Consider the following 26,685-nt stretch of genomic DNA (forward strand, 5'->3'; position numbering starts at 1 on the left):
AGATGCGCGAAGTTTTCCAGCAGGAGCTGGCCGAGGTCCAGGAACGACTCGTCGAGATCTCCGGACTCGTCGAGATCGCCATCGAGAAGGCGACCCAGGCGTTCAACCACTCCGACGTCACCCTCGCGGAGGAGGTCATCGCGAGCGACGCGCGCATCGACGAGCTGGCCATCAGCCTCGACGAGCTCGCGATCGACATCCTCGCCCGGCAGAACCCGGTCGCCCGCGACCTGCGGATCGTCGTCTCGGCGCTGCGCATCAGCGCATCGCTCGAGCGGATGGGCGACATCGCCGAGCACATCGCCCAGCTCTCGCGCTACCGCTTCCCCGACAAGGTGGTCCCCAAGAGCCTGCGTCCGACGTTCGTCGAGATGGGCCGCCTCGACGTGGTCGTCGCGCACAAGCTGACCGACCTGCTCCGCTCGCAGGACCCGCGCATCGCCGAGGAGATCCGCGACGAGGACGACAAGATCGACGAGCTGCACGTCAGCGTCTTCGACAAGGTGCTCAGCGAGGCGTGGAAGGGCCAGGCCGCCGACACCGTCGACGCGACCCTCGCCAGCCGCTACCACGAGCGCTTCGCCGACCACGCCGTGTCGATCGCCAAGAAGGTCCAGTACCTGATCTCGGGCGACTACTCCTAGTCGACACCTCGGGCTCCAGCCCGTCTCACCGTCCGGCCCGCAGGAACGAGCGTCTCCTGCGGGCCGGACGTGTCCGTGCGCTCCGCCTCCGGGGCTACGGGAACGGCCCGCCGGAGTCGAGGACTCGGGCGGGCCGTTCGCGCGTTCGGGGCGGTGCTACTTCTTGGCGCCCTGGGCGGCGACGGCGGCGGCACCGGCGGCCGCGGCCTCGGGGTCGAGGTAGCGCGCCTCGCCGATGGGCTCGAAGTCCTCGTTCAGCTCGTAGACGAGCGGGATCCCGGTCGGGATGTTGAGCTCCGCGATGTCCGAGTCCGAGATGCCGTCGAGCGTCTTCACCAGCGCGCGGAGGGAGTTGCCGTGCGCGGTGATCATGACGGTCTTGCCCGAGGCGAGGTCCGGCTTGATGTCGGACTCCCAGTACGGAAGCATCCGCTCGATCACGAGCTTCAGCGACTCGGTGCGGGGCAGTGCGTCGCCGAGGTCGGCGTAGCGCTCGTCGTGCGCCTGCGAGTACTGGTCGTCGTCGTCGAGCGGGGGCGGCGGCACGTCGAAGGAGCGGCGCCAGGTCTGGAACTGCTCGGGGCCGTACTCGGCGAGGGTCTGCGCCTTGTCCTTGCCCTGCAGGGCGCCGTAGTGGCGCTCGTTGAGGCGCCAGGAGCGCTTGACGTCGATCCACAGGCGGTCGGCGACCTCGAGGGCGATGTTGGCGGTCTGGATCGCACGCGTCTGGCGCGACGTGTAGACGATGTCGGGGTGCAGGCCCGCCTCGGTCAGCAGCTCGCCGGCACGGGTGGCCTCCGCGACTCCCTGCTCGGTCAGGCGCACGTCGACCCAGCCGGTGAACAGGTTCTTCTGGTTCCACTCGCTGTTGCCGTGGCGCACGAGGATGAGGGTGTAGGTCTCGGACATGCGTCCAGCTTAGAGGCGGCCCCCTCACCCGCGGATACGCTGGAGAGCATGCCCATCGGAGCCGTCACCCGCGGAACGACGGGCACGAACCGCCTCCGCCGGGTCGACCGCCGGCTCGCCGAGCTGCCCGTCCTGCGCAGCACCGCCTCCCCGCTCGTCGTCGATCTCGGCTTCGGGGCGAGCGCGGTCACCACGCTCGAGCTGCACCGCCGGCTCGTCCGGGCCGCGCCCGACGTCGAGGTGCTCGGCCTCGAGATCGAGCCCGCACGGGTCGACACCGCTCGGCGCCAGCTCGCGCGGGTGAGGGAGGGCGGCACGCCGTTCCCTGCGGACGCGCGCGTGCGCTTCGAGCGCGGCGGCTTCGAGGTGCCCCTGCCCGCGGGGCGGCGGGCAGGCGTCATCCGCGCCTTCAACGTGCTCCGCCAGTACGACGAGGACGCGGTTCATAGAGCCTGGGCGACGATGACGGACCGTCTGCAGCCCGACGGCGTCCTGGTCGAGGGCACCTGCGACGAGATCGGCCGCATCTGCACCTGGATCGAGGTCGGCCGGGAGGGCCCGCGCTCGCTGACCCTCTCGCTCCGGCTCGCGGCGATCCCCTCGCCGATGACGGCGGCCGAGCGCCTGCCGAAGGCCCTCATCCACCGCAACGTGCCCGGCGAGGGCGTGCACGCCTTCCTCTCCGCCCTCGAGCGGGCGTGGACGCTGAACGCCCCTCTCGCCGTCTACAGTCCGGGTCAGCGGTGGATCGCGACGGTCCGGGACCTCCGGCCGGAGTGGCCGGTCCTCGGCGGGCCGCGGCGCTGGCGCCTGGGCGAGGTGACGGTCGCGTGGGAGGCGGTCGCCCCCTCCTGCTGAGCGCCGGGCCTGAGCACCGGACCTCCTGAGCCCTAGGCGAGCGGGGGCAGAGCGGCCCGAGCCTCGGCGGGAGCGGCGCCGGTCGCCGTGAGCAGGTCGACGACGAGCGGGCGGAGCAGGACGAGCACCGTCTTCTCGGCGAGGCGCGCCTCCGGGATCAGCCGCTGGGGGTCGAGCGTGGTCGCGAGCAGCACGAGGTCCTGACGCGCCAGGGCGAGCACCGACGGATCGGCGACCGCGCGGCCGAGCAGCGCGATGCCCGGGCCGAGGGCGGCGACCGCTCCGGCGAGCGCCGGCCGCGGGGCGCCGTCCCCGACGAGGAAGTCGGTGCGGCGCGCGACGATGCGCAGATCACGGGTCGCGAGGTCCAGCGCGGACAGCATCACGGCCTGGCGGGAGAGCTCGCCGCGGTGCCGGCGGACGAACGGCGAGATCCGGGCGACGCCGGTAGCGGAGTCGAGCGCCGCGGTCCAGCCGTCGATGACCGGCTGCGTCCCGCGGATCCGCTCGAGGGCCGCGGTGGACGCCGAGGAGTCGCCCCGGCGGAGCGCCTCGGCCAGCTCCTCCACGGTCCGGCTGAGCGCGGTGAGGAGCCGGTGCGCCTCGGCCCGCGCTGTGCGCAGCGGCGGGCGGGGCACGATCGCCGTGCAGAGCAGCGCCGCGAGCCCGCCGATCAGGCCGTCGACGCTCCGGGTGAAGACGCCTCCGTCCGGCGCAGGGAGGACCATCACCAGCATCGCCTGGGTCCCGGCGGCCACGGCGAACCCCGGCGAGGGCGAGAGGGCCCGGCCGAGCGTGAAGACGATCGCGAGGACGACGGCGAGCTGCCAGACGCCGCTCCCCCACAGCAGGAGCAGGACCTCGCTGGCCGTGATACCGATGAGCATCCCCGTCGCTGTCTCGGCCACCTGCTTGGGACGGGTGTCGCGCGCGATGCCGAGGCTCGAGATCGTGGCCGTCAGCGCCAGCACCGGCGCGGGGTGCCCGAGGAGGAAGTGCGCGACGGAGTAGGCGAGGGTCGCCGCGAGCACGATCTGCAGCACTGCGGGGAGCGACGCCCCCGCGCGGGCGAGGGCGCGCGCGGGACTCAGCTCGGGGGCCCGGACGAGACCGCGCAGCCGCTCGGCCGCCCGGCCCCGCTCGGCGGGACGTGCGGCCACCACGGCGTGGCCTACCTGGTCGTCGCCCCGAGGCGGGGCAGGCGGGGCACTCCCGCCTCCGCTCCGGCTCCGGGCGGGACCACGACCTCCTGGGCCGCGGCCACGCGCGAGTCGTCGGCCAGCACGGTCAGCTCGAGGTCCACCGGGACGCTCCGCTTGACGACCGCGAGAGCGACCGGTCCGTCCTCGTAGTGCCAGGCGCTCGAGGTGACCGTGCCGACCTCGACCGGCTCGCCGCCCTTGAGCGCCGTGACGACGTCGCCGTGGGCGGGGAGGACCGAGTCGGAGCCGTCGAGCTGCAGCAGGACCAGGCGCCGCGGCGGGTGCCCGAGGTTGTGCACCTTCGCCACCGTCTCCTGGCCCCGGTAGCAGCCCTTGGCGAGATGCACGCTCGAGCGGAGGAGGTCGAGCTCGTGCGGGATGGACCGCTCGTCGACCTCCGTCGCGTGGCGCGGGCGCCAGGCGGCGATGCGCAGGGCCTCGAGGGCATCGACCCCGGCGAGGGCCACTCCCACCCCGACGGCCGTCTCCGCGAGGGCCTCGAGGGCCGCTCGCGGGACCAGGACCTCGCGGAGCTCCCAGGAGGCCCCGGGGTGCTCTGTGGTCAGCGCGTACTGCCAGCCGCCCGGCTGGACCTGCGACCACGGGTCGCTCCAGACGACGGGCTCCTCGGCCAGGGACAGGGCGAGCGTCAGGGCCGGCCCGTCGCCGAGGGCGGCGAGGGTCGCGAAGTCGTCGGTGCGGTCGGCGACCTCGACGCGGAGCATGAAGCGCATCCGGTCGAGCCAGGCGGCCAGGCCGGCCGTCTCGTCGCGGTCGAGCAGGAGCCAGGCGGTCTCGCCGTCGTCGACGAGGCGGATGACGTGCTCGATCCGGCCGGTCGGGTCGAGCAGGAGCGTCTCGGCCGACGCGCCGGGAGCGAGGCGCGAGACGGCCTGGCTGGTGAGCGAGTCGATCCAGGTGAGGCGGTCCGGCCCCGTGACGGTCACGACGCCCCGGCCGGAGAGGTCGACGAGCGCGGTGCCCGCGGCGAGAGCGCGCTGCTCGCGGAAGGGCTCGCCGTAGTGAGCGGCGACGCCGGGCTCGGCGGCGCTCGTCGTGGCGACGGCGCCCGGGGCGGCCAGGAGCGGGGAGAGCGCGTCAGTCGACACGGGCGAGCCGTCCGGAGGAGTGGGTCCGCAGGCCCTGGCCGAGCGCGGCGATGTCCCACGCCCACAGCAGGTGGTCGTCGACCAGGCCGTAGAGGCGGGTGGCGGCGGCGTAGTCCTTCGCCGCGGCGGTGCGCATCACCGCGTCGGTCGCGAGGTCGATCCGCGGCCCCTTGACCTGGCCGAGGTAGAGCTCGCTGACCCCGTCCGGGTGCACGAGCGAGACCTCGATGTCGAAGCCGCCGGCGGCGTTGCGCAGCGTCTCGACGGACTCCGCGTCGGGGAAGGCGGGTGCGCCGCGGCCGGGCAGCATTCCCGGGCCGGCGTCGGAGTCGGTCAGAGCGCGGCTGAGGCGCCAGTAGCCGGTCTCGGTGACCAGCGGCCGGGGCGCCTCCTCGGCGCCCTCCTCGATCAGCCACGTGTAGGAGTTGTAGTTGAGGTACGGGAGGCCGTCGTAGCTGAAGCTGATGCGATGGCCGAACTCGGCCTGGACGGAGTCGTCGCCGATCGTGTAGTCGATGACGCCCGAGCCCTCCCAGACGCCGAGCAGCCAGGACAGGGGGACGAGCTCGGGCGGCAGGCCCGACGGAAGCGAGATCACTCGGGCTCCGGCGGCGGCTAGCGCTGGCCGCGGTAGAGCTTGTAGACGACCACGCCGGAGACCCACGCGATGGCGAGGGAGGCGAGCCCGAGCAGACCGAGGTAGAAGAGTTCCAGGGCGAGAAGCATGCGCTCATCCTACCCGCCGCCTCCGACGCCGGGGCGGGGCGGACGCGGCCGCTCAGGCGGTGCGGATCCGGGTGCTCGGGACAGGACGGCGCGACCGCTCAGGCGGGGAGGAGGAGGGCGATCCCGCTCGCGACCGCGACCACGGCCATCGCTCCGACGATGCTCGTCATCGCGCGGAGGAGGTACCCCTCGGCGCGGGCCACGGCGAGCTGCACCGCGAAGGTCGCGAGCACGCAGCCGCCGAACGTCAGCGCGAGCCAGAGCTGCCGGGACTCCGGAGCGGCGATCGCCAGAGTCAGCACGGAGCCCGCGAGTGCGAGCGCCCAGACGACTCCGATGCCCACCCGATCCCTGCCCATCCGACAATTGTGCCCCAGGCGGACGCCCCTCCCGGCCCGCCGCTAGTATTGCGGGCAGACCAGTTCTGGAGGATCCGTGGCGCAGTTGTTGATACTGACCTCGGCGGGAGGCGCCGAGGTGCTCCCCGCACTGGGGCTCCTCAGCCACCGGACCCGGCAGATCCCCGCGGAGCCCGCCCAGCTCGTGAACGCCCCGAGCTGCGATCTGATCCTGGTCGATGCGCGGCAGGACCTCGCCAGCGCCAAGTCGCTCTGCAAGATCCTCACGACCACGGGCATCAACGTCCCCCTCATCCTGATCCTCACGGAGGGCGGGCTCACGGCCGTCTCGGCCGACTGGGGCGTCAACGACGTCATCCTCGACTCGGCCGGCCCCGCCGAGGTCGACGCCCGCATCCGCCTGGTGATCGGCCGGCTGGCGCAGGAGCAGTCGACCTCGCGCATCCAGGCCTCGGGCGTCGTGATCGACGAGGCAAGCTACTCCGCCAAGGTCCACGGGCGCCCGCTCGACCTCACCTTCAAGGAGTTCGAGCTCCTCCGCTTCTTCGCTACGCACCCCTCGCGCGTCTTCACCCGCGAGCAGCTGCTGAGCGAGGTGTGGGGCTACGACTACTTCGGCGGCACCCGCACGGTCGACGTGCACGTGCGGCGCCTCCGCGCGAAGCTCGGCGACCTGGAGTCGCTGATCGGCACGGTCCGCAACGTCGGATACCGCTTCAACGTGTACGAAGAGGACAATGAGCGAGTCGCTCAACCTGTCCGTTGAGGATCTGGCCGATCCCGCGGTGGCGGCCGGCCTCGAGCACCTGATCGGGCGCGCCGCCTGGTTCGACCACCAGCCCCCCTTCAGCGATCAGACCCTCGTCGACGCCCGGGCCGGCTCGCGCACCCTCCTCGTGGGGCTGCGCGCCGACGTGGTCGTGGCGGCGGCGATCCTCGGGCAGGGCGAGCTGGAGTTCGTCGTCGATCCGGAGTGGCGCGGGGTCGGCTTCGGCACCGCGACCCTGGAGCAGGTCCTCGCGAGCGGCCGGACGGGCCTGCTCGCCTGGGCGCACGGCGACCACCCCGCCGCCCGGGCCCTCGCGGCCTCCCACGGCTTCGCACCGGTTCGCACCCTCCTGCACCTCGAGCTCGAGCCGCTCGCCGCCCCCGAGGTCCGCGTCCCCGAGGGCGTCGTCCTCTCGGACGCCCGCGACCTCGCTCCGGCCGAGTGGATCGCCCTGAACGCGCGGATCTTCGCCGCGCACCCCGAGCAGGGGCGGATGACGGAGGAGGACCTGGCGGCCCGCCGCGCCGAGCCGTGGTTCGACGAGGGCGACTTCCTCCTGCTCCGCGACGTCGACGGCACGCTCCTCGGATACGACTGGCTCAAGATCGAGCCCGGATCGACGACCGGCGAGATCTACGTCCTCGGGGTCGCCCCCGAGGCGGCCGGACGGGGACTCGGCCGCACCCTGCTGAACGCCGGGCTCGCGCGGATGCTCGAGCGCGGCTGCACCGCGGCCGACCTCTACGTCGAGGCCGAGAACCGGTCGGCGGTGGCGCTCTACCGCTCGCTCGGGTTCACGGACGCCTCCGTCGACGTGCAGTACCTGCAGCGCGCCGCGCCGCTGCGCTGAGCCGGCACTCCTCCACAGGGCCTCCCCCGGCCCCGTTCATCCGGCATTCACGAGCGGCGGCGCGGAGCGGACGGACGCGGTGCCAGGATGGTCGCATGGACGGCGACAACCTGCTTCTCGAAGACGGTCTCAGCGATGACCTCGACGACGACTTCGACGACGAGGAGGAGCACTCGGACCCGCTCCTCCCCGACAACCGCTACCTCGACCGGGAGCTGAGCTGGCTCGCGTTCAACCAGCGCGTGCTCGAGCTCGCGGAGGATCCGCTGGTTCCGGCGCTCGAGCGGGCGAACTTCCTGGCGATCTTCTCGTCCAACCTCGACGAGTTCTTCATGGTCCGGGTCGCCGGCCTCAAGCGCCGCATCCTCACGGGGCTCGCCCTGCCGACGAACATCGGCCGCGTGCCGGTCGACGTGCTGACCGACATCTCGGAGAAGGCGCACCTGCTGCAGCAGCGCCACTCCCGAGCGTTCAAGGAGCTCGTCGAGCCCGCCCTGCGCGCCGGCGGCATCGACCTCGTCCGCTGGGACGAGCTGAGCGACGCCGAGCGCACCGTGCTGGACGACTACTTCTCGGCCCAGGTGTTCCCTGTTCTGATGCCGCTCGCGGTCGACCCGGCGCACCCGTTCCCCTACATCTCCGGCCTCTCGCTCAACCTCTCGGTGCGGGTGCGGAACCCGAAGACGCAGAAGGTCGAGTTCGCGCGCCTCAAGGTGCCGCAGATGCTCCCCCGCTTCGTGCGGATCGCCGGAGTCGCGGCGCCGGGCGAGCCGATGCGGTTCATCTCGCTCGAGGACCTGATCGCCAACCAGCTGGACGACCTGTTCCCCGGCATGGAGATCCTCGACCACCACGTGTTCCGGGTGACGCGCAACGAGGACGTCGAGGTCGACGAGGACGAGACCGAGAACCTGATCAAGGCCCTCGAGAAGGAGCTGCTGCGCCGCCGGTTCGGCCCGCCCATCCGCCTCGAGGTCACCGATGACATGGACGACGAGACGCTGGGCCTGCTGGTCCGCGAGCTCGACATCACGACGCAGGAGGTCTACAAGCTCCCGGCCCCGCTCGACCTCAGCGGGCTCTTCAGCCTGCAGAAGATCGACCGCCCGGACCTGAAGTACCCCAATCACGTCCCGACGACGGCGGTGCAGCTCTCGCCCAGCGAGCCCAACCAGCGGCAGGACGTCTTCAAGGCGGTCTCCCGCGGCGACGTGCTCCTTCACCACCCCTACGAGTCCTTCGCGACGAGCGTGCAGTCGTTCCTCGAGCAGGCGGCGGCCGATCCGGACGTGCTCGCGATCAAGCAGACGCTCTACCGCACCTCGGGCGACTCCCCCATCGTCGAGGCGCTCATCGACGCGGCCGAGTCGGGCAAGCAGGTGCTCGCCCTGGTCGAGATCAAGGCGCGCTTCGACGAGCAGGCGAACATCTCGTGGGCGCGCAAGCTCGAGAAGGCGGGCGTGCACGTGGTCTACGGGCTCGTCGGGCTGAAGACCCACTGCAAGCTCGCGCTCGTCATCCGCCAGGAGAAGGGTGGAGTGCTCCGCCACTACTCCCACATCGGCACCGGCAATTACAACCCGAAGACCTCGCGCATCTACGAGGACCTCGGACTCCTGACGGCCGACCCCGAGGTCGGCAAGGACCTCACGCGCCTGTTCAACGAGCTCTCGGGCTACGCGATCGAGAAGAAGTTCAAGCGCCTGCTCGTCGCGCCGCGCCACCTCCGGAAGGGCCTGCTCAAGCGGATCGCCGCCGAGACCGAGAACGCCCGCGCGGGGCGGCCCTCGGGCATCCGGATCAAGGTCAACTCGATCGTCGACGAGTCCGTGATCGACGCGCTCTACCGCGCCAGCCAGGCCGGCGTGCCGGTCGACGTCTGGGTGCGCGGCATCTGCGGGCTGAAGCCCGGCCAGGAGGGGCTCTCCGAGAACATCCGCGTGCGCTCGATCCTCGGCCGCTACCTCGAGCACTCCCGCATCTTCAGCTTCGTCAACGGCGGCGAGCCGGACGTCTTCATCGGCAGCGCCGACATGATGCACCGCAACCTCGACCGCCGCGTCGAGGCTCTGGTGCGGATCGTCGAGCCGGCGCACCTCAGCGAGATCGACGACATGTTCGAGCGGGCGATGGACGAGCGGACCGCCTCCTGGTGGCTCGGCCCGGACGGCGACTGGACGCGGCACCACCTCGATGAGGAGGGCGCTCCGCTCGCCGACCTGCAGAACCAGCTGATGCAGCACATCACCCATCGCAAGCGCGCGGCGACACGGTCCGCCAACCGGGCCTCCAGCCGCTGACGCCCGTGACGGGCACCGTCTACGCAGCAGGAGCGGTGTGCTGGCGGATCATCGAGGGCCGCCCGCACATCCTCGTGATCCACCGGCCGCACCGCCGGGACGTCAGCCTGCCCAAGGGCAAGGTCGACGCGGGCGAGTCCCTCCCGGAGACCGCGGTGCGCGAGATCCGCGAGGAGACCGGGCTCTCGGTGGCGCTCGGGGTGCCGTTGGGGTGCACCGAGTACACGCTGCCGAGCGGGCGCCCGAAGGCCGTCTACTACTGGGCGGCGCAGGTGACCGAGAAGGCCGTCCTGGCGTCCGACTTCCTCCCGAACGACGAGGTCGAGGCGCTCGAGTGGGTGACGCTCAAGCGGGCCCGGAGCTACCTGACCTATCCGCACGACGTGACGATCGTCGACGAGTTCGCCCGGATCGCCGCACGCGGTGCGCTCGAGACCTTCGCGATCGTGGTCCTGCGGCACGCGAAGGCGGTGCCCGCCTCCTCCTGGGACGGCCGCGACTCCACCCGCCGCCTCACCGGGCGCGGCCGGGTCGAGGCCGCGGCCGCCGCTCAGGCCGTGGCCGCCTGGCGCCCGCGCCGCCTCGTCTCGAGCACCGCCAAGCGCTGCCGGTCGACCATCGCCCCGCTGTCCGGTCTGGTCGGGAAGCCGGTCAAGCTGCGCGACGACCTCAGCCAGGAGGCGCACGAGCAGGGCACCGCCGACGTCCGCGCCCTCGTCGGCAAGCGGGTCCGCGCCCGCCGCACCGCCGTCCTCTGCAGTCACCGGCCGGTGATCCCCGAGATCCTGCGCGAGATCGCCCTCGCCACGGCGACTCCTCTCGGCGCCTACCTCGACGAGGCGGCAGCGCTCCCGACCGGGGGCTTCGCCGTGGTGCACCTCTCCACCGGTCACCCCGGCTCCGGCATCGTCGCGATCGAGACGCACACGCCGCTGGCCTGACCCGCCCGGGCGCTGCGCGTCCGGCTCGACGGGTCCCTCCGCACCGGGCCGGTCGCGCAGCCGGGACGCGCCCGACGCACCGCGCCTTCCCCGCCGCCCCGTCGCTCCGCAATCCCCGAGGCGGACCCGTTCACCGCGCGTTCACCGAGCGGTCGGTGCCAGGACACGACCCCTCCGTACTCTCGCTCGCGGGCTGCACCAGGCCCTGTTCTGTTTTCCACGCTTTCCTACCCGAAAGGGATACTTGTGAGATTCTCGCGTCTCGGCCAGGCGGCCGTCGTCGCCGCCGTCGCAGCGATCACGCTGACCTCCTGCGCTGCCAACGAGGCACCGGCCGCAGGCGGCAGCTCCGGCTCCGCCACCACCTCCACGCTCTCCGGCACCATCACCGGGATCGGCTCGTCCGCTCAGGGCACCGCGCAGACCACCTGGGCCGCCGCGTTCCAGACCGCGAACCCCGAGGTCACGGTCAACTACGACCCGCAGGGCTCCGGCGCCGGCCGCACCAACTTCATCGACGGCGCCGCCGACTACGCCGGCTCCGACTCCGCGCTCAAGGACGAGGAGCTCGCGGGCACCTTCGCCGCCTGCGCCCCCGACACCAAGGCGATCGACCTCCCGGTCTACATCTCGCCGATCGCGGTCATCTTCAACGTGGAGGGCGTCGACGAGCTCAAGCTCGACGCGGCCACCATCGCTGGCATCTTCAAGGGCACCATCACCTCCTGGGACGCCCCGGAGATCAAGGCCCTGAACCCCGACGCGACCCTCCCGTCGGCGAACATCACCTCCGTGCACCGCTCGGACGACTCGGGCACCACGCAGAACTTCACCGACTACCTCGCGGCCACCGCGAGCGACGTCTGGGACGCTCCCGCCGCGCAGACCTTCCCGTACCAGAGCGGTGACGGCGCCAAGGGCACCTCGGGTGTCGTCGACGCGGTCAAGAACGGCACCAACACGATCGGCTACGCCGACGAGTCCGGCGCCCAGGGCATGGACATGGCCCAGCTGAAGGTCGGCGACGCGTTCTCGACCATCTCGGCCGACGGAGCCGCGGCGGTCGTCGCCGCCTCGCCCATCGCCGAGGGCCGCGAGGACAACGACCTCGCGATCAAGATCGACCGTACCGGCACCGAGGCGGACGCCTGGCCGATGGTCCTGGTCAGCTACCTCATCGTGTGCCAGGAGTACGCGGACGCCGACAAGGGCGAGGTCGTCAAGTCCTTCGCCTCCTACGTCGCGAGCGAGGAGGGCCAGGAGGCCGCCGCCGCTCAGGCCGGCTCCGCTCCCCTGAGCTCCGAGCTCGCCTCGACCGTCGCCACCGCGATCGAGTCGATCAAGTAGTCCCACCGGCAGGGCCCGTCTCGCAGCACGATCCGCGGGACGGGCCCCGCCTGTGCCGGGCTCGACCCACCGGACGCCCCCTCCGAGCCCTAGCATCTTCCTGTGCGCCCCGCCGAACCCCCTCGTCTGAAGAGAGTCCCCTGGAATGGCAACTGAGACCGTCGTCCGCCCGAAGGCGAAGGTGCGTGTCGGAGATCGGGTCTTCTCGATCTCGACCGTCGCCGCCGGTTCCCTCATCCTCCTCGTCCTCGCCGCCGTCGCGATCTTCCTGATCGCGCAGTCGATCCCCGCGTTCACCGCGCCGGCCGGCAGCCTCCCCGGCGACGCGACGAGCTTCTGGGCCTACGTCGGCCCCCTGGTCTTCGGCACGGTCTGGTCGGCGGTGATCGCCCTGGTGATCGCCCTGCCGCTCTCGATCGCGATCGCCCTCTTCATCTCGCACTACGCGCCGCGCCGCATCGCGATGGCCCTCGGCTACGTGGTCGACCTCCTCGCCGCCGTCCCCTCGGTGGTCTTCGGCCTCTGGGGCGCGACCGTGCTGGCGCCGATGGTGCAGCCCTTCTACCTCTTCCTCAACGTGAACATCGGCTGGTTCCCGCTCTTCGGCGGCCAGGCGTCGGGCACCGGCAAGACGATCCTCACCGCCTCGGTGGTGCTGGCCGTCATGGTCATCCCGATCATCACCGCGGTCTGCCGCGAGATCTTCCTCCAGGCCCCGCGCCTGCACGAGGAGGCGGCGCTCGCGCTCGGCGCGACCCGCTGGGAGATGATCCGCATGGCCGTCCTGCCCTTCGGCGCCCCGGGCATCGTCTCGGCCGCCATGCTCGGCCTCGGCCGGGCCCTCGGCGAGACGCTCGCCGTCGCGATGGTGCTCTCGCCCGCGACGGTCGTCTCCTTCCTCCTGCTCACCTCGCAGAACTCGAACACCATCGCCGCGAACATCGCGCTGCAGTTCCCGGAGGCGAGCGGAGTCGGCGTGAACGTCCTCGTCGCCTCGGGCCTCATCCTCTTCGTCATCACCCTCGTCGTGAACTCGGTCGCGCGGTTCATCGTCAACCGCCGCAAGGCCTTCTCGGGAGCCAACTGATGTCCGCCGCCACCTCGTCGATGCCCTTCTCGCTGCAGGCGGGCAAGCTGCCCAAGGGCACTCCCTGGATGCTGCTCGTCGGCAGCTGGGTCGTGTTCGCCGCCGTCTTCCTGATCCTCCAGGCGGCCGGCATGATGAACGACTTCAGCCTCGTCGGAGCGATCTTCTGGGGCACCGTCCTCTTCGACGTCGCCATCTACGTGGTCTCGCGCCTGGTCGAGGGCGGCCGCAAGGCTGTCGACCGCCTCGTGACCTCGCTGGTCGCGACCGCGTTCATCATCGCGCTGCTCCCGCTGATCTCCCTGCTCTACACGGTCGTCTCCAACGGAGTCGCGCGGTTCGATCCGCTCTTCTTCTCCTCGTCCATGCGCAACGTCATCGACGCGGGCGGCGGCGCCCTCCACGCGATCATCGGCACGCTCGAGATCACGGCCATGGCCGCGCTGATCTCTGTGCCGATCGGCCTGCTCACCTCGATCTACCTCGTCGAGTACGGCCGCGGCCACCTCGCCCGGGCGATCACCTTCTTCGTCGACGTGATGACGGGCATCCCCTCCATCGTCGCGGGCCTGTTCGCCTACGCGCTCTTCGCGCTGCTCCTCGGCCCCGGCGTCCGGATGGGCTTCGCCGGCTCGATCGCCCTCGCCGTGCTGATGATCCCCGTGGTCGTCCGCTCGTCGGAGGAGATGCTGAAGCTGGTCCCGAACGAGCTGCGCGAGGCGTCCTACGCCCTCGGCGTGCCGAAGTGGCTGACCATCGTCAAGATCGTGCTGCCGACCTCCATCGCCGGCATCACGACGGGCATCACCCTCGCGATCGCCCGCGTCATCGGCGAGACCGCCCCGCTGCTCATCGTCGCCGGCTTCACCGCGTCGATGAACTACGACCTCTTCAGCGAGCGGATGATGACCCTCCCGGTCTTCGTCTACACGCAGTACGCGAACCAGGGTCCCGACGCCGAGGCGTTCCTCAACCGGGCCTGGACCGGCGCGCTGGCCCTCATCCTGATCGTCATGGCGCTGAACCTGGTCGCCCGCCTGATCGCGAAGATCTTCGCCCCCAAGCTCGGCCGCTGACACCCACCACTCGGCTCCGGCCGGAATCCCCGAAGGAAGCAATGTCCAAGCGCATCGAGGTCAACGACCTCAACGTCTACTACAGCCAGTTCCTCGCGGTGGAGGGCGTCTCGCTCGCCATCGAGCCCCGCACGGTCACCGCCTTCATCGGCCCGTCCGGCTGCGGCAAGTCGACCTTCCTCCGCACGCTCAACCGCATGCACGAGGTCATCCCCGGCGCGCACGTCGAGGGCGAGGTCCTGATCGACGGCAACAACCTGTACGGCCCGGGCGTCGACCCGGTGCAGGTCCGCCGGCAGGTGGGCATGGTCTTCCAGCGCCCCAACCCGTTCCCGACGATGTCCATCCGGGACAACGTGCTGGCCGGCGTGAAGCTCAACAACCGCCGCATCTCGAAGTCGGACGCGGACGCGCTCGTCGAGCGCTCGCTCCAGGGCGCGAACCTCTGGAACGAGGTGAAGGACCGCCTCGACAAGCCGGGCTCCGGTCTCTCCGGCGGCCAGCAGCAGCGTCTGTGCATCGCCCGCGCGATCGCCGTCTCCCCCGACGTCCTCCTGATGGACGAGCCCTGCTCCGCCCTCGACCCGATCTCGACCCTCGCGATCGAGGACCTCATCGAGGAGCTCAAGAACGACTACACGATCGTCATCGTGACCCACAACATGCAGCAGGCCTCGCGCGTCTCGGACCGCACCGCGTTCTTCAACATCGCGGGCACCGGCAAGCCGGGCAAGCTCATCGAGTACGACGACACCGCGACGATGTTCTCGCGCCCGTCCGTCCAGGCGACCGAGGACTACGTCTCGGGCCGCTTCGGCTGATCCGCCGCAGACGAGAGCGAGCCGCGTCCCTTCGGGGTCGCGGCTCGCTCTCGTTCCACCGCGTTCCCTCCGGGAACGAGAAGAGCCGCACTCCGTCATGGGAGTGCGGCTCTTCTCGTGTTCGGGCCGTCAGGCGATGTCGATCGCCAGTATCGGATCGGTGGTCGGAGTCGGCGAGCCGCCGGCGTCCTCGACCGTCACGGCGACGACTCCGCCCTCGGTCAGGCTCCCCTCGAGCGGGGCCACGGTGCTGCCCTCTCCCCCGTCGAACGTCCCTGCGGCGACCGGACCGGACGAGCCGATGTACCAGAGCTCGTAGGTCTTGTCCTCCGGCAGCGGCGCCAGGTCGTCCACCACGAGGGCGGAGCGGCCGAGCGAGCTCGACCAGACCAGCGTCGCCTGCTCGCCGGTGGCGACCGTGCCGGTCGTCTCCTGCGCGTCGGCGGCGCTGCGGATCTGCTCCAGAGCCGTCTGCTGCTGCGTCTGGCCGGGGCCGGACGAGAGCAGCGGCGGAAGGGTCACTCCGCCGACCACGATCACCGCGGCGGCCGCGGCAGCCGAGAGGTAGACCGCGGGGCGGGCGAACCAGCGGCTCCGGGCGCGGTTCGCGGCGCTGCCGCCACCGTCCCGGCGAGCCGTCGGACCGCTCCGCTCGCCCTCGGAGGCGACGGGGACCAGACGGGGCGCGGCGGGCGCCTCGCGGTCCTCGTCGGGCTCCTCCAGCGGCAGCTGCGGAGTGGTGGCGATGAGCGCCATCAGGTCGGCCTTGAAGCCCGGCGAGGGCTCCACGGCGGGTGCGTCGGCGACCAGCGCCTCCGCCACCTCGGCGAACGCGTCGGCCTCGCCGCGCGCCTCCGGGTGCTCGGAGAGGAAGCGCTCGTAGCGCTCCTGCTCCTCGGGCGTCAGGATGCCCAGTGCGTGACCCGCCGCGAGATCGCGCGGGTCGTCCATCCCGTCGGGGAGTCGCACATCGTTCACAGGGCCACCCCCATCTCTTCTCGAAGTCTGATCATTCCGTCACGCAGGCGTGTCTTGACGGTTCCCACGGGGCACTGCAGGATCCCCGCGATCTCGCTGTGCGAGTATCCGCCGTAGTAAGCGAGCTGCAGCGCCTGCCGCTGCAGTTCCGTCAGGCGACCCATGGCGGCCGCGACCTTCTCGTGCTCGAGGGACACCTCCGCCTGCTCGGAGACCTGGTCGTAGTCGCGTCCGAGGTCTCGGATTCCGATGCGCATGTCCCGATCACGGCCGGCTTGAGCCGCGCGGACCCTGTCGATGGCCCTGCGGTGTGCCATCGTGAGGATCCAGGTCGTCGCGCTTCCTTTATTCGGAGCGAAACGCCCAGCGGTTTGCCAGATCTCGAGGAAGACCTCCTGGGCCACCTCCTCGGACTGGGAGCGGTCGACGAGGACGCGGATGATCAGGCCGAGGACCCGGCCGGCCATCTGGTCGTAGAGCGCGGCGAACGCGGCCTGCTCTCCCCCGGCGATGCGCTCGAGGAGGACAGCCGCCTCCGCTGTGGTGTCGTCCGTCATCAGCCCCGCCTCGCCCGCGCCCGGGCTGAAAGATTCCGCGTCATCCAGAAGGCTGTCACGGCCAGGCCTGCAACGACGACCAACACCTCGATCGGATGCGTCACGAATCGGACATCCAGCGCCAACGGGCCGATCGGCACGAGCGCGGGGTCGCCCAGCCGGGGGGCCAGCCAGAGCGAGATCACGGCCACCGCCGCAGCGGTGATGCCCGGATAGCTGCGCGGGCGGATGAGGACCCAGAGCCCGGCGAGCACGTCGAGGACCGCGAGGACGCGCATCACCGTGCCCTGCGAGAGCGAGACCCCCGCGGCGAACTGGGCGCCCTCCGCGTCGTCGACGCTCGGCGCGGCGAGGAGGTAGAGGGCGGCGACGACCAGCAGCCCCGCCCCCGCCCAGACGCGCGCGCCGATCCGGAGAGCTCTGCTGTTCTTCATTCCGCTGGCGCCTGTCTGTGGGGACTCGGGCGAGGATCGACTCCTCCTGGGCCCTCGCCTCGCGCACCGTGGCGGCGATGCGAGCAGAGAAGGGGCCGGACCGCAGGAACGCCTCTCGGCGCGAGGCCGCTCGAAGCGGCTATAAGTGGAGCCCGGGGTTACTGCGATCCGGCTTCCGCCAGTCTACCAAAGGCCTCCGCGGTGGCGGCGAGCGGCGTTCGCAGTGGGTGAACGCGGGTTGCGCGTCACTCCAGGGAGTCGCTCCGCCACAGCCGCGCGCAGCTCACGAGCTCGGCCGCGGTGGTCGAGAGGCGCAGGGCGCGGGTGGTCAGCTCGCTCGCCCGGGCGGGGTTCACCGGCTCCACGTCGTCGGCGACCGAGACGGCTCCGGAGGCGCTCACGCGGCAGAACGCCGCGGCGCGGTCCAGTGCCACCGCGAAGTCGCCGTCGAAGACGCCGCGGAGGATCCGGTCGGCCAGCTCGGTGATCTCGGCCGGCCCCGTGGGAGTGCTGGCTCCGGCGACCACCGGGTCGATCGTGGCGGACAGCTCGACTCCGCGCTGGTAGAGGAAGCTCGTGCTCTCCGGGTCCTGCCGGATGACCAGCCGCAGCAGGTAGATCCGCCAGAGGGCGCCCGGCAGGCTCGCCGCGCTGGAGCGCGCCCAGAGCTCGGCGAGCGCGTCGATGCCGTTGTGGTCGGTGTACTCGACCAGGCGGTCGATGACCACCGGGTCGGGGTCGTTCCGGACACGGCTCAGCAGCGCGATCGCGGTCTCGTGGGCGACGCGGCTGATCTGCGCCGGGTCCTCTCCTCCCTGGAACGCCTCGAAGACGTGGGAGGGGAACTTGGTCGGCTTGTGGAAGCCGTCTGTCATGGGGCCGCCTTCCGCGGTCGTGCGCGCGGACGCTCTCGCGCTCGCGCTCCGTAGGGGGTTCGAGGAGGGTAACGCCCGCGGCTGGGCGGGTATGCCCGCGCGGAGGACGCGGTCCGCTCCGGGATCGTCCGCGCTCCGGGCCGCACCTGCTCCGGGCCGCACCTGCTCCGGGGGCGCCGACGGCCCGCTACCCTGGAGCGCGCGGGCCTCTAGCTCAGTTGGCAGAGCAGCGGACTTTTAATCCGCGGGTCGTCGGTTCGAGCCCGACGGGGCCCACCACACGACCGCCTGGTCGCGCTTTCCGGACAGTGCCAGGGCGCAGCCAGGTCGCAGCACTACCGTGCAGAGGTGCTGACCGTCCTCCGCGTCCTCCTGCGCCGGCCGCGGCTGTGCGAGGCGTGCCGCGTCCGGCCGGCCCGCCGCCGTGACCCGTTCTGCTCGACGGACTGCGCGAAGACGTACTACCTCTACCTCTGACGCCTCGTCCGGGCCGCGGTGCTCCGCGACGGCGTCACTCGTGGCAGAGCGACCACACCTCATCCGGGTAGTCGCGGACCTTCTCGCCGACGAGCAGGCGCCAGCGGCCGTCCTGGTGCTCGAGCAGGCGGCCGGTGACGACCTCCGAGAGCCAGTCGGAGTCGATCCGGTACCAGCGGACGAGGCGGACGGTCGTCGCGGTGTGCGAGACGCGGGTCGTCATCGCGGGAGTCCCTTCTCGAGGAGGGAGCGGGGTGCTGGAACCAGCGGGGCGTTCGACGCGCGAACGGGGGGATGACCCGCGCCGGGACGACTCCGTTGTCGACCGGCCGGGAGACTGCGGCGGGCATCCGGCGGACCGGATGCCAGGAACTCTAGACGACCGCGCGGACAGTGTCTGTCCCGTCGCCGGTCACAGCGGAGCGGCTCCGTTCAGCAGGCTCAGGGGTGGACGGTGCAGCCGGCCGGGCGCGTCTGCCGGAACGCGGCCGCTTCGCGGGTGCGGGAGCGGAGCCTCCTCGCGCGGCGGCGGAGGAGCCGCTCGCTCGGGCCGAAGGCTCCGGATTCGAGGAGCTGGCGGAGGGACAGGGTCACCTGCCGGGCCAGACGGGGATCGATGCGGCCGGGGATCCGGATCGCGTCGATGAGGTCGAGGGCGTTGCGCGTGGTGCGGGAGATCGCCATGACGGAACCCTAGGGACGCCGGGGCGCGGTGTGCGCGCCCCGGACGGGGGCGCCGACGGGGACTGATGCTCAGCCCCGGGGCGCCCCGGCGGGATCAGTCGTGCCCGTTGCTGCCGTCGCCACGGCCCGTGGAGGACTGCAGGCGGTCGATGTGCTCGGAGGCCTGGGCCTTGGTGAGGTCGGCGGGCAGGGTCTCGCCCGCCTCGCGCGCGAGAGTGTCGAGGTAGCTGCGCTGCGGGCCGGTCATCGGCTCGTCGCCGGTGACCCAGTCGGACGGGTCCTTGCTGGCGCTGGTGTCGCTGCCGTCGTCGGCACGGGCGCCGAGGACGTCGCCCTCGGTCTTGACATCGGGATCGGTGGTGTTGTCATCGCTCATGGTGCGACCGTACGCCCGACCACCGACGCCGACGAGGGCTTGCGGAGCGGGCCCGGGCGCCCCGCTTCACGAGCCGAGCAGCGCGTGCGCGACGGTGAAGATGACCAGCCCGGCCAGGGAGCCCACGACGGTGCCGTTGATCCGGATGAACTGGAGGTCCTTCCCGACCTGCAGCTCGAGCTTCTCGGACGTCTCGCGCGGGTCCCAGCGGTGGATGGTGTCGCCGATGATGCTGGCGATGTCGGTGCGGTAGCGGTCGACCAGGTTGGCCGCGACCGATCCGATCCAGGAGTCGACGGTCGCCGCGAGGTCGGCGTCGGTCGAGAGCCGGCGGCCCAGATCGACCACGATCGACTCGATGCTGCCGCGGAGGGGGCTCGACGGGTCGTCCATCGCGCCGAGGAGCGAGGCCTTCGTCGCCTCCCAGGCGTCCCCCGCGAGCTCGCGGACGCGCGGGCTGTCGAAGGCGCGGTTCTTGATCTCCTCGACGCGGGCGATCAGGTCGGGATCGGTACCCAGATCCTGCGCCAGCGTGGCGAGGTAGCCGTCGATCGCGATCCGGAACGGGTGCACCTGGTCCTCGCGCACCGCGGCGACGAAGACGAGAGCCTCGCGGTACAGCCGCTCGTCCACCGCCCGGCTGACCGCGGAGGGCAGCCAGCTCGGCAGGCGGCCGCTGACCATGCGGGTGAAGCTCTGCGGGTTCGCGGTCAGCCACTCCTCCGCCTGCTCGACCAGCGTGTCCACGAGGCGCCGGTGGTGGCCGGCCTCGACCACGGTGCCCACCAGCGAGCCCAGCGGCGGGCCCCACTGCGGGTCGAGGAGGTGGCGCCGCGCCAGCGCCTCGATCACGCGCTGCACATCGGAATCGTCCAGCAGGGCGATCGCCGAGCGGACGGCCGCCGCGCTCTCGCCGCCGACGCGGTGCGCGTTCTCCGGCTCGGCGAGCCAGAGCCCCGCCCGCCGGGCGATCCCGAAGGAGTCGAGCTTCTCGCGCACGATGGCGCCGCGGAGGAAGTTCTCCTCGACGAACTGCGCGAGGCTCGCGCCGATCTCGTCCTTCTTGGTCGGGATGATCGCGGTGTGCGGGATCGGCAGGCCCAGCGGCCGCCGGAACAGCGCGGTCACGGCGAACCAGTCGGCGAGCGCGCCGACCATCCCGCCCTCGCTCGCGGCCCGGACCCACTGCAGCCACGGGTAGCGCTCCTGCAGGGCGAACGACACGGCGAAGACGACGGCCATCACCACGAGCAGGCCCGTGGCGAGCCGCTTCATCCGGACGAGGGCGACGCGCTTGGCCTCGTCGTCGCGCCCGACGGCCGCGAGGGTGGTCATGACGCGGTGGGGAACCCCTCGTGGCGGATGCCCCACGCGACGGTCCACTCCTCGCCCGGCTCGAGCCAGCGCAGGCCCTGCCCGCTGTTGAACGCCTCTGCCGGAGCGGTCATCGGCTCCACGGCGATCGCGGTCTTCACGTCGTCGCCGTCGGGGAAGATCCGGGTGATGAAGACCTGGATGAAGTTGTGCGAGGCGTCGGCCCAGAGGAGCACGCGGCGGCCGTCCGCGGCGCGGAGGCCGTGCACGCTCTCGCCGTCGACCATCCGGACGTCGGCCCAGGCGTCGTCGAGCTCCAGGTCGCCGATGCGGCGGCCGGAGCGGAGGTCCCACTCGGTGCCCTCGACCGGGTTCTGCACGGTGGGGTTGAGGCGCTCGTCGACCTCGATGTGCACCGCCGCGTCGACGGTGATCTCGAGCTCGTCGGTCGGGACGTCGCCGATGGCGAGGAAGGGGTGCGTGCCGATGGCGACGGGCGCCTCGTCGGCTCCGACGTTGACGACGCGGTGGACGACCTTCAGTCCGTCGGCCTGCAGCTCGTAGCGGACCGAGGTCTCGAGGTGGAACGGGTAGCCCGCCTGGGGCACGACCGGCGCGGCCAGCTCGACGAAGGACGGGCCCTGGTCGACGAGGCGGTACGGGGTGCTCACCAGGAGGCCGTGGATGGCGTTGTGGTACTTCGGCTCGGTGATCGCGAGCTGGAGCGTCTCGCCGCGGTGGTGCCAGCGCCCGTCCTTGACGCGGTTGGGCCAGGGCATCAGGACGATGCCCGAGCCGAACGGCGGGACGGTGCTCTCCGGGTAGGAGGCGGTGATCTCCACTCCGTCGACCGAGAGGTGGCGCAGCGCTGCGGCCACCTCCGTCACGACGGCGTGCAGGGTGCGTCCCTCGGCGGTGAGGTCGAGCGGGAACTGGCGCCCGGTGGCGGGAGCGGGGGTGAAGTCGGCCATTCCTCGATCCTACGGACTGACGCGCTCGCCGAGCGTCCGGCAGCGGGTGACCGCGAGCCCCGCCTCCTCCAGAGCGGCGACGAGTCCGTCGGCGGCCCCCGCCCCCGTGAGCAGACGGTCGAACTCGTCGGGAGCGGCGACCCGGCCGAGGTCGACCACTCCGAGCTTCGAGGAGTCCGCGACCACGACCCGGCGGGTCGCCGCCTGCAGCATCCGGCGCTTCAGGGTCGCCTCGGGGAGGTTGACGTTGGTGACGCCGGCCTCGGGGTGCACACCGGTGCAGCCGATGAAGGCGATGTCGGCGCGGATCCGCTCGAGTAGCTCGGACGCCAGCGGCTCGACCAGCGAGTGCTGCAGCGGCCGCAGAGTGCCCCCGGTGACGACGACCGTGAAGCGCGGGATGGCCGGCTCGAGCGCCAGCGCCGTGGAGAGGCCGTTCGTGATCACCGTGACGTCGCGCAGCTCCTCCCGCGCCACGAGCGCGTGCGCGATGGCGAGCGGTGTGGTGCCCACGTCGAGCACGATGCTCTGCCCGGAGGAGACGGAGGCGGCGGCCTCCTCGCCGATCGCGGCCTTCTCGTCGGAGGCGGCGCTCAGGCCCTCCTCGAGCGAGCGCTCGCCGGTGCGTCTCGGCGCCGGGATCGCCCCGCCGCGCACCCGCTGGAGGACGCCCTCGCTCGCGAGCAGGGCGAGATCGGAGCGGACGGTGACGACCGAGACCCCGAGCATGTCGGCCATCGGGGCGACCCCGACGAAGCCCGAGCTCTCGGCGGCCAGACGCAGCCGCAGCCGGCGCTCGATCGCCGACGTGGACTCCTGCTCGCCGTCCGTCCTCATCCGCCCATCGTGCCCGCGGGCCGGTGGACTTGTCAAAGGGAAAACGAGCTTTCCTTTTCGAAGGTGCGGCCCTAGTCTGACTCCTGCCATGAACGAAGCGATCACACTCTCCGCCGGCGTCGTCAAGCGCCGGCACACGCTGGCCGACGGCCGCGAGCTCCTCTACTTCGACGACGCCGACACGACCCTCCCCCCGGAGCGCACCGCCGACGCACGCCACCTCGACCCCCGCCCCGCCACCGCGCGGATGCGCCAGGACGTGCTGACCGGCGAGTGGGTCTCCATCGCCGCGTCGCGCCAGAACCGCGTGTTCCTGCCGCCGGCCGAGCTCGATCCGCTCGCCCCGGCGTCGCCGACGAACCCGTCGGAGGTGCCCAGCCGCTACGACGTCGCCGTCTTCGAGAACCGCTCCCCCTCCTTCGGCCCGCTCCTCGAGGACGCGGACGCGCCCGCCTCCCTGGAGGACCTGCGCACCCTCGGGCTCGGCCGGACGCTGACCAGCGTCGGCCGCTGCGAGGTCGTCTGCTTCAGCCCCGAGCACGAGGGCTCGTTCGCCACGCTCAGCGCCTCCCGCGCCCGGACCGTGGTCGAGGCCTGGGCCGACCGCGTAGGCGCCCTCTCGGCCCTTCCCGGCGTGCAGCAGGTGTTCCCGTTCGAGAACCGCGGCGAGGCGATCGGCGTCACGCTGCACCACCCCCACGGGCAGATCTACTCCTACCCCTACGTCACGCCGCGCACGACCCGCCTGCTCGCCTCGCTCGACAGCTACGGGCCGTCGATGTTCGCCGACGTCCTCGCCTTCGAGCAGGCCGGCGAGCGCGTCCTCCTCCGCGGCGAGCACTTCACCGCGTTCGTGCCGTTCGCCGCGCGCTGGCCGGTCGAGGTGCACCTCCTGCCGCACCGCCACGTCCCGGACCTGGCGGCGACCACCCCGGAGGAGCGCGACGAGCTGGCTGCGATGTACCAGCGCCTGCTCCGCGGCATCGACGCCCTCTACGACACCCCGACGCCCTACATCGCCGCCTGGCACCAGGCCCCGGTGCACGAGCGCCGCGACGAGGTGCGCCTGATGCTCCAGATCACCTCGCCCCGCCGCGCCGAGACGAAGCTCAAGTACCTCGCGGGGAGCGAGGCCGCGATGGGCGCCTGGATCGGCGACATCGCCCCCGAGACGAGCGCCGCGGCCCTGCGCGCGGCGATCGAGCGGGCCGACGCGGCCGTGCTCGAGGCCGGGATCGCACAGCGCCCCGACGCGGCGCTGCCGGTCGCCGCGCACAGCGACGACTCGCTTCCCGGCGGCGCCGCCACTCCCGCCACCACCGCCGCCGACATCGCCGAGGAGAACCGATGACCGCCGCTCCCGCCTCCCTGACCGCCGTCGCCGAGAGCGCGGCCGCCGCCTTCGAGCGCACCTTCGGCCGCCCTGCCGCGGGCGTCTGGGCCGGCCCCGGCCGCGTGAACCTGATCGGCGAGCACACCGACTACAACGACGGCTTCGTCTTCCCCTTCGCGATCGACCGCGCCACGGCGATGGCCGTCGCTCCGAGGGAGGACCGCCTGATCCGGATCAGCAGCGCCTTCTCCCCCGAGGTGGTCGAGGTCGCTCTCGACGAGCTCGGCCCCGGTGCCGTGACCGGCTGGTCGGCCTACCCGCTCGGCGTGGTCTGGGCGCTCACCGAGTACGGCGTCGACCTGGGCTCCCGCTCGGGCTTCGACGCGTACGTCGACTCCGACGTGCCGGTCGGCGCGGGGCTCTCGAGCTCGGCGGCGCTGATGTGCGCGATGGCCGTCGCCCTCGACGAGCTCTGGCACCTCGGCTTCGACCGCGCGACGATGGCCCGCGTCGGTCGTCGCGCCGAGAACGTCGCGGTCGGCGCCCCCACCGGGATCATGGACGAGTCCGCCTCCCTCTTCGGGAAGCGCGACGCCGCGGTGTTCCTGGACTGCCGCAGCCTCGACACCGAGGTCGTCCCCCTCGGGTTCGAGGAGGCCGGGCTCGTCCTGCTCGTCGTCGACACCCGCGTCGAGCACGCGCACGCCACCGGCGGCTACGCCGAGCGGCGCGCCTCCTGCGAGCTCGGCGCCGCGACCCTCGGCGTGCCGTCGCTCCGCGAGCTGACGGTCGACGACCTGCCGCGCGCCCAGGAGCTCCTCGACGACGTCACCTACCGGCGCGTGAAGCACGTCGTGACCGAGGACGCCCGCGTGCTCGAGACCGTCCGCACCCTGCGCGAGCACGGTCCCCGGGCGATCGGCGATCTGCTCGACGCCGGCCACGTCTCACTCCGCGACGACTTCGAGATCTCGGTGCCCGAGCTCGACACCGCCGTCGAGGCGGCGCGCGGCGCCGGAGCGATCGGCGCCCGGATGACCGGCGGCGGCTTCGGCGGCTCCGCGATCGCCCTCACGCCGGTGGAGAAGGAGGAGGAGGTCCGCGCCGCGGTCCTCGCCGCCTTCGCCGAGAAGGGCTTCGCGACTCCGGAGCTCTTCCTGGTCACGGCCGCCGACGGCGCGGGTCGCGTGCTCTGACCTCTGCTCCCGTCGACGCCCCCCTGCGACCTCGCGTCGCAGGGGGCGTTCCTCGTCCAGCCGCTACGGCGCCGGATCCGGCGGAACGACGGCGCGCGATTCTCCCCCGGTGACCCGGACCAGCTCGGCGAAGCTCGTCGGGTAGACGGTGTGCGCGTGCCCGGCCGCAGCCCAGACCACGTCGTAGGCGGCGAGGGCCGTGTCGACCACGGTGCGCAGCGGCGCGGGATGGCCCACCGGCGCGATCCCGCCGATCGTCTGGCCCGTCGCGGACTTCACCTCCGCGGCCGGCGCCCGGGTGATCGATCCGCCCAGCTGCACGCCCAGCCAGGCGGTGTCGACGCGGTGGCCGCCGCTGGTCAGGACCAGCAGCGGCGCACCGTCGATCAGGAACACGAGCGAGTTGGCGATCTGGCCGACGTCGACGCCCAGCGCCTCGGCCGCCAGTGCCGCCGTCGACGCGGCCGAATCGAGCCAGCGCACGGTCGGGTGCACGCCGTGCCGGTCGAGGTCGGCGAGGACGCGGTCGACGGCCGGGTGGCTCCGTTCGCTCATGCCGCCGAGGCTAGCGCCCCGGCCGCCCTCACTTCTCGAACGTGGAGGCGTCGATCACGAAGCGGTAGCGGACGTCCGAGGCGAGGACGCGCTCGTAGGCCTCGTTGATCTGCGACGCCGAGACGACCTCGACCTCGCTCGCGATGCCCTTCTCGGCGCAGAAGTCGAGCATCTCCTGGGTCTCGCGGATGCCGCCGATGCCCGAGCCCGCGAAGGAGCGACGGGCGCCGAAGAGCGTGAAGACGTGCAGCGGCAGCGCCTCGGCCGGAGCGCCCACGTTCACCATCGTGCCGTTGCGGCGCAGGAGCCCCAGGTAGGCGTCGAGGTCGAGGGGCGCGCTGACCGTGTTGACGATCAGGTCGAAGGTGTTCGCGAGATCGGTGAAGGTCGCCTCGTCGCGCGTCGCGTAGTAGTGGTCGGCGCCCAGACGGAGGCCGTCCTCCTTCTTGCTGAGGGTCTGCGAGAGCACGGTGACCTCGGCGCCCATCGCGTGCGCGAACTTGACTGCCATGTGGCCGAGCCCGCCGAGGCCGACGACGGCCACCCGCTTGCCGGGGCCCGCCTCCCAGTGCGAGAGCGGCGAGTAGGTCGTGATGCCCGCGCACAGCAGCGGAGCAGCGGCCTCGTAGGGGATCGACTCCGGCACGCGGAGCACGAAATCCTCGACGACGACGACGTGCGTGGAGTAGCCGCCCTGGGTGATGGTGCCGTCGCGGTCGACGGAGGCGTAGGTGCCGGTGTTGCCCTTCAGGCAGTACTGCTCCTCGCCCGCGAGGCAGTTCTCGCACTCGCGGCAGGAGTTCACCATGCAGCCGACGCCGACGCGGTCGCCGACGGAGTGCTTGGTGACCTCGGAGCCGACCTCGGCGACGACGCCGACGATCTCGTGGCCGACGGTCAGCGGGTACGCCACCGGACCCCAGTCTCCGCGGACGGTGTGGATGTCGGAGTGGCAGATGCCGGAGTAGGCGATCTCGATGAGCACGTCGTGCGGTCCGACGTCGCGGCGCTCGATGGTGGTGGGGACGAGCGGCTCGGTCGCGGAGGGGGCGGCGTAGGCGGTGACGGTGAGCATGGGTTCTCCTCGTGGGGCGGGGCGC

30 protein-coding genes and 1 tRNA gene are annotated in these 26,685 nt (G+C 72.1%); 14 read left to right on the forward strand and 17 right to left on the reverse strand.

Going from position 1 to position 26,685, the window contains the following annotated elements; genetic code table 11:
* Positions 1-2: 2 nt before the first annotated feature.
* The gene (phoU, locus tag C5B93_RS02310; protein ID WP_104224693.1) at positions 3-644 is read left to right on the forward strand and encodes a phosphate signaling complex protein PhoU; all 642 of its coding nucleotides are present in this window, start codon (positions 3-5) and stop codon (positions 642-644) included.
* A 156-nt stretch (positions 645-800) separates the two neighbouring features.
* Here phoU and C5B93_RS02315 read toward each other — a convergent pair whose 3' ends face one another.
* Complete coding sequence (locus tag C5B93_RS02315; RefSeq protein ID WP_104224694.1) at positions 801-1,553, reverse strand: phosphoglyceromutase; 753 nt, start codon at positions 1,551-1,553, stop codon at positions 801-803.
* Between the two features lie 48 nt (positions 1,554-1,601).
* On the opposite strand from C5B93_RS02315, the gene C5B93_RS02320 reads away from it, so the two are divergent.
* A complete protein-coding gene (locus tag C5B93_RS02320) occupies positions 1,602-2,411 on the forward strand; it encodes a class I SAM-dependent methyltransferase (RefSeq protein WP_104291656.1) in 810 nt (269 codons plus the stop codon).
* 32 nt (positions 2,412-2,443) lie between these two features.
* Here C5B93_RS02320 and C5B93_RS02325 read toward each other — a convergent pair whose 3' ends face one another.
* The 4 genes from C5B93_RS02325 to C5B93_RS02340 all read right to left on the reverse strand — a co-directional run bounded on the left by C5B93_RS02325 (position 2,444) and on the right by C5B93_RS02340 (position 5,807).
* A complete protein-coding gene (locus C5B93_RS02325) occupies positions 2,444-3,574 on the reverse strand; it encodes an aromatic acid exporter family protein (protein WP_104291657.1) in 1,131 nt (376 codons plus the stop codon).
* 8 nt (positions 3,575-3,582) lie between these two features.
* Positions 3,583-4,722: a folate-binding protein YgfZ gene (locus C5B93_RS02330; RefSeq protein ID WP_104291658.1), complete on the reverse strand. Its 1,140-nt coding sequence runs from the start codon at positions 4,720-4,722 to the stop codon at positions 3,583-3,585.
* Positions 4,712-5,320 (reverse strand): FABP family protein, encoded by a 609-nt coding sequence (locus C5B93_RS02335; protein WP_104224698.1) that lies wholly within the window; start codon positions 5,318-5,320, stop codon positions 4,712-4,714. The genes C5B93_RS02330 and C5B93_RS02335 overlap by 11 nt, the downstream gene beginning before the upstream one ends.
* A 226-nt stretch (positions 5,321-5,546) precedes the next feature.
* Entirely contained in the window at positions 5,547-5,807 is a 261-nt protein-coding gene (locus C5B93_RS02340) for a hypothetical protein (protein WP_146076503.1), read from the reverse strand.
* Between the two features lie 76 nt (positions 5,808-5,883).
* On the opposite strand from C5B93_RS02340, the gene C5B93_RS02345 reads away from it, so the two are divergent.
* The 8 genes from C5B93_RS02345 (at position 5,884) to pstB (ending at position 14,998) form a co-directional block, all read left to right on the forward strand.
* Positions 5,884-6,573 (forward strand): winged helix-turn-helix domain-containing protein, encoded by a 690-nt coding sequence (locus C5B93_RS02345; RefSeq protein ID WP_104224700.1) that lies wholly within the window; start codon positions 5,884-5,886, stop codon positions 6,571-6,573.
* Positions 6,545-7,426, forward strand: a complete 882-nt coding sequence (gene mshD, locus C5B93_RS02350) for a mycothiol synthase (RefSeq protein ID WP_104224701.1) — start codon at positions 6,545-6,547, stop codon at positions 7,424-7,426. Before C5B93_RS02345 ends, mshD begins: the two co-directional genes overlap by 29 nt.
* A 95-nt stretch (positions 7,427-7,521) precedes the next feature.
* Positions 7,522-9,726 carry an RNA degradosome polyphosphate kinase gene (locus C5B93_RS02355; RefSeq protein WP_104291659.1) on the forward strand — a complete coding sequence of 735 codons (2,205 nt, stop codon included), beginning with the start codon at positions 7,522-7,524 and terminating at the stop codon, positions 9,724-9,726.
* A gap of 5 nt (positions 9,727-9,731) precedes the next feature.
* The gene (locus tag C5B93_RS02360; RefSeq protein WP_104291660.1) at positions 9,732-10,667 is read left to right on the forward strand and encodes an NUDIX domain-containing protein; all 936 of its coding nucleotides are present in this window, start codon (positions 9,732-9,734) and stop codon (positions 10,665-10,667) included.
* A 246-nt stretch (positions 10,668-10,913) separates the two neighbouring features.
* Entirely contained in the window at positions 10,914-12,014 is a 1,101-nt protein-coding gene (gene pstS / locus C5B93_RS02365; RefSeq protein ID WP_104233897.1) for a phosphate ABC transporter substrate-binding protein PstS, read from the forward strand.
* A 145-nt stretch (positions 12,015-12,159) separates the two neighbouring features.
* Entirely contained in the window at positions 12,160-13,101 is a 942-nt protein-coding gene (gene pstC / locus C5B93_RS02370; RefSeq protein WP_104227270.1) for a phosphate ABC transporter permease subunit PstC, read from the forward strand.
* Complete coding sequence (gene pstA / locus C5B93_RS02375; protein WP_104224706.1) at positions 13,101-14,177, forward strand: phosphate ABC transporter permease PstA; 1,077 nt, start codon at positions 13,101-13,103, stop codon at positions 14,175-14,177. Before pstC ends, pstA begins: the two co-directional genes overlap by 1 nt.
* A 41-nt stretch (positions 14,178-14,218) precedes the next feature.
* Complete coding sequence (gene pstB, locus C5B93_RS02380; protein WP_104224707.1) at positions 14,219-14,998, forward strand: phosphate ABC transporter ATP-binding protein PstB; 780 nt, start codon at positions 14,219-14,221, stop codon at positions 14,996-14,998.
* A 129-nt stretch (positions 14,999-15,127) separates the two neighbouring features.
* On the opposite strand, the gene C5B93_RS02385 is transcribed toward pstB, so the two are convergent.
* The 4 genes from C5B93_RS02385 to C5B93_RS02400 all read right to left on the reverse strand — a co-directional run bounded on the left by C5B93_RS02385 (position 15,128) and on the right by C5B93_RS02400 (position 17,842).
* Positions 15,128-15,976 (reverse strand): anti-sigma factor domain-containing protein, encoded by an 849-nt coding sequence (locus C5B93_RS02385; RefSeq protein WP_146078416.1) that lies wholly within the window; start codon positions 15,974-15,976, stop codon positions 15,128-15,130.
* Complete coding sequence (gene sigK / locus C5B93_RS02390; RefSeq protein ID WP_104224709.1) at positions 15,973-16,533, reverse strand: ECF RNA polymerase sigma factor SigK; 561 nt, start codon at positions 16,531-16,533, stop codon at positions 15,973-15,975. Before sigK ends, C5B93_RS02385 begins: the two co-directional genes overlap by 4 nt.
* Positions 16,533-16,967, reverse strand: a complete 435-nt coding sequence (locus C5B93_RS17080; RefSeq protein ID WP_104291662.1) for a hypothetical protein — start codon at positions 16,965-16,967, stop codon at positions 16,533-16,535. Before C5B93_RS17080 ends, sigK begins: the two co-directional genes overlap by 1 nt.
* 245 nt (positions 16,968-17,212) lie before the next feature.
* The gene (locus tag C5B93_RS02400; RefSeq protein WP_104227273.1) at positions 17,213-17,842 is read right to left on the reverse strand and encodes a DNA-directed RNA polymerase subunit beta; all 630 of its coding nucleotides are present in this window, start codon (positions 17,840-17,842) and stop codon (positions 17,213-17,215) included.
* A gap of 203 nt (positions 17,843-18,045) precedes the next feature.
* Here C5B93_RS02400 and C5B93_RS02405 point away from each other — a divergent pair.
* Positions 18,046-18,121, forward strand: a tRNA-Lys gene (locus tag C5B93_RS02405).
* Positions 18,122-18,190: 69 nt separating this feature from the next.
* The gene (locus C5B93_RS17575; RefSeq protein WP_258059535.1) at positions 18,191-18,319 is read left to right on the forward strand and encodes a hypothetical protein; all 129 of its coding nucleotides are present in this window, start codon (positions 18,191-18,193) and stop codon (positions 18,317-18,319) included.
* 34 nt (positions 18,320-18,353) lie between these two features.
* Here the strand turns inward: C5B93_RS17575 and C5B93_RS02410 are convergent, their stop codons facing one another.
* From C5B93_RS02410 to C5B93_RS02435, 6 genes are all read right to left on the reverse strand, one after another.
* The gene (locus C5B93_RS02410) at positions 18,354-18,542 is read right to left on the reverse strand and encodes a hypothetical protein (protein ID WP_104224712.1); all 189 of its coding nucleotides are present in this window, start codon (positions 18,540-18,542) and stop codon (positions 18,354-18,356) included.
* A 218-nt stretch (positions 18,543-18,760) separates the two neighbouring features.
* The gene (locus C5B93_RS02415) at positions 18,761-19,003 is read right to left on the reverse strand and encodes a hypothetical protein (RefSeq protein WP_104273395.1); all 243 of its coding nucleotides are present in this window, start codon (positions 19,001-19,003) and stop codon (positions 18,761-18,763) included.
* Between the two features lie 94 nt (positions 19,004-19,097).
* Entirely contained in the window at positions 19,098-19,379 is a 282-nt protein-coding gene (locus tag C5B93_RS02420; RefSeq protein WP_104224714.1) for a DUF3072 domain-containing protein, read from the reverse strand.
* Between the two features lie 66 nt (positions 19,380-19,445).
* Entirely contained in the window at positions 19,446-20,714 is a 1,269-nt protein-coding gene (locus C5B93_RS02425) for a DUF445 domain-containing protein (protein ID WP_104233899.1), read from the reverse strand.
* The gene (locus C5B93_RS02430; protein WP_104233900.1) at positions 20,711-21,664 is read right to left on the reverse strand and encodes an aldose 1-epimerase family protein; all 954 of its coding nucleotides are present in this window, start codon (positions 21,662-21,664) and stop codon (positions 20,711-20,713) included. The genes C5B93_RS02425 and C5B93_RS02430 overlap by 4 nt, the downstream gene beginning before the upstream one ends.
* Positions 21,665-21,673: 9 nt before the next feature.
* Positions 21,674-22,501 (reverse strand): DeoR/GlpR family DNA-binding transcription regulator, encoded by an 828-nt coding sequence (locus C5B93_RS02435; protein ID WP_104233901.1) that lies wholly within the window; start codon positions 22,499-22,501, stop codon positions 21,674-21,676.
* An 88-nt stretch (positions 22,502-22,589) separates the two neighbouring features.
* On the opposite strand from C5B93_RS02435, the gene galT reads away from it, so the two are divergent.
* Entirely contained in the window at positions 22,590-23,852 is a 1,263-nt protein-coding gene (galT, locus tag C5B93_RS02440) for a galactose-1-phosphate uridylyltransferase (protein ID WP_104291663.1), read from the forward strand.
* Positions 23,849-25,030: a galactokinase gene (galK, locus tag C5B93_RS02445; RefSeq protein ID WP_104233903.1), complete on the forward strand. Its 1,182-nt coding sequence runs from the start codon at positions 23,849-23,851 to the stop codon at positions 25,028-25,030. The genes galT and galK overlap by 4 nt, the downstream gene beginning before the upstream one ends.
* Before the next feature lie 63 nt (positions 25,031-25,093).
* Here the strand turns inward: galK and C5B93_RS02450 are convergent, their stop codons facing one another.
* Both C5B93_RS02450 and C5B93_RS02455 read right to left on the reverse strand, forming a co-directional pair.
* Positions 25,094-25,585 carry a YbaK/EbsC family protein gene (locus C5B93_RS02450; protein WP_104233904.1) on the reverse strand — a complete coding sequence of 164 codons (492 nt, stop codon included), beginning with the start codon at positions 25,583-25,585 and terminating at the stop codon, positions 25,094-25,096.
* A gap of 28 nt (positions 25,586-25,613) precedes the next feature.
* The gene (locus C5B93_RS02455; protein ID WP_104233905.1) at positions 25,614-26,660 is read right to left on the reverse strand and encodes an NAD(P)-dependent alcohol dehydrogenase; all 1,047 of its coding nucleotides are present in this window, start codon (positions 26,658-26,660) and stop codon (positions 25,614-25,616) included.
* Between the last annotated feature and the right edge of the window lie 25 nt (positions 26,661-26,685).

The sequence above is a fragment of the Rathayibacter sp. AY1A2 genome (assembly GCF_002930935.1).
GTDB lineage: Bacteria > Actinomycetota > Actinomycetes > Actinomycetales > Microbacteriaceae > Rathayibacter.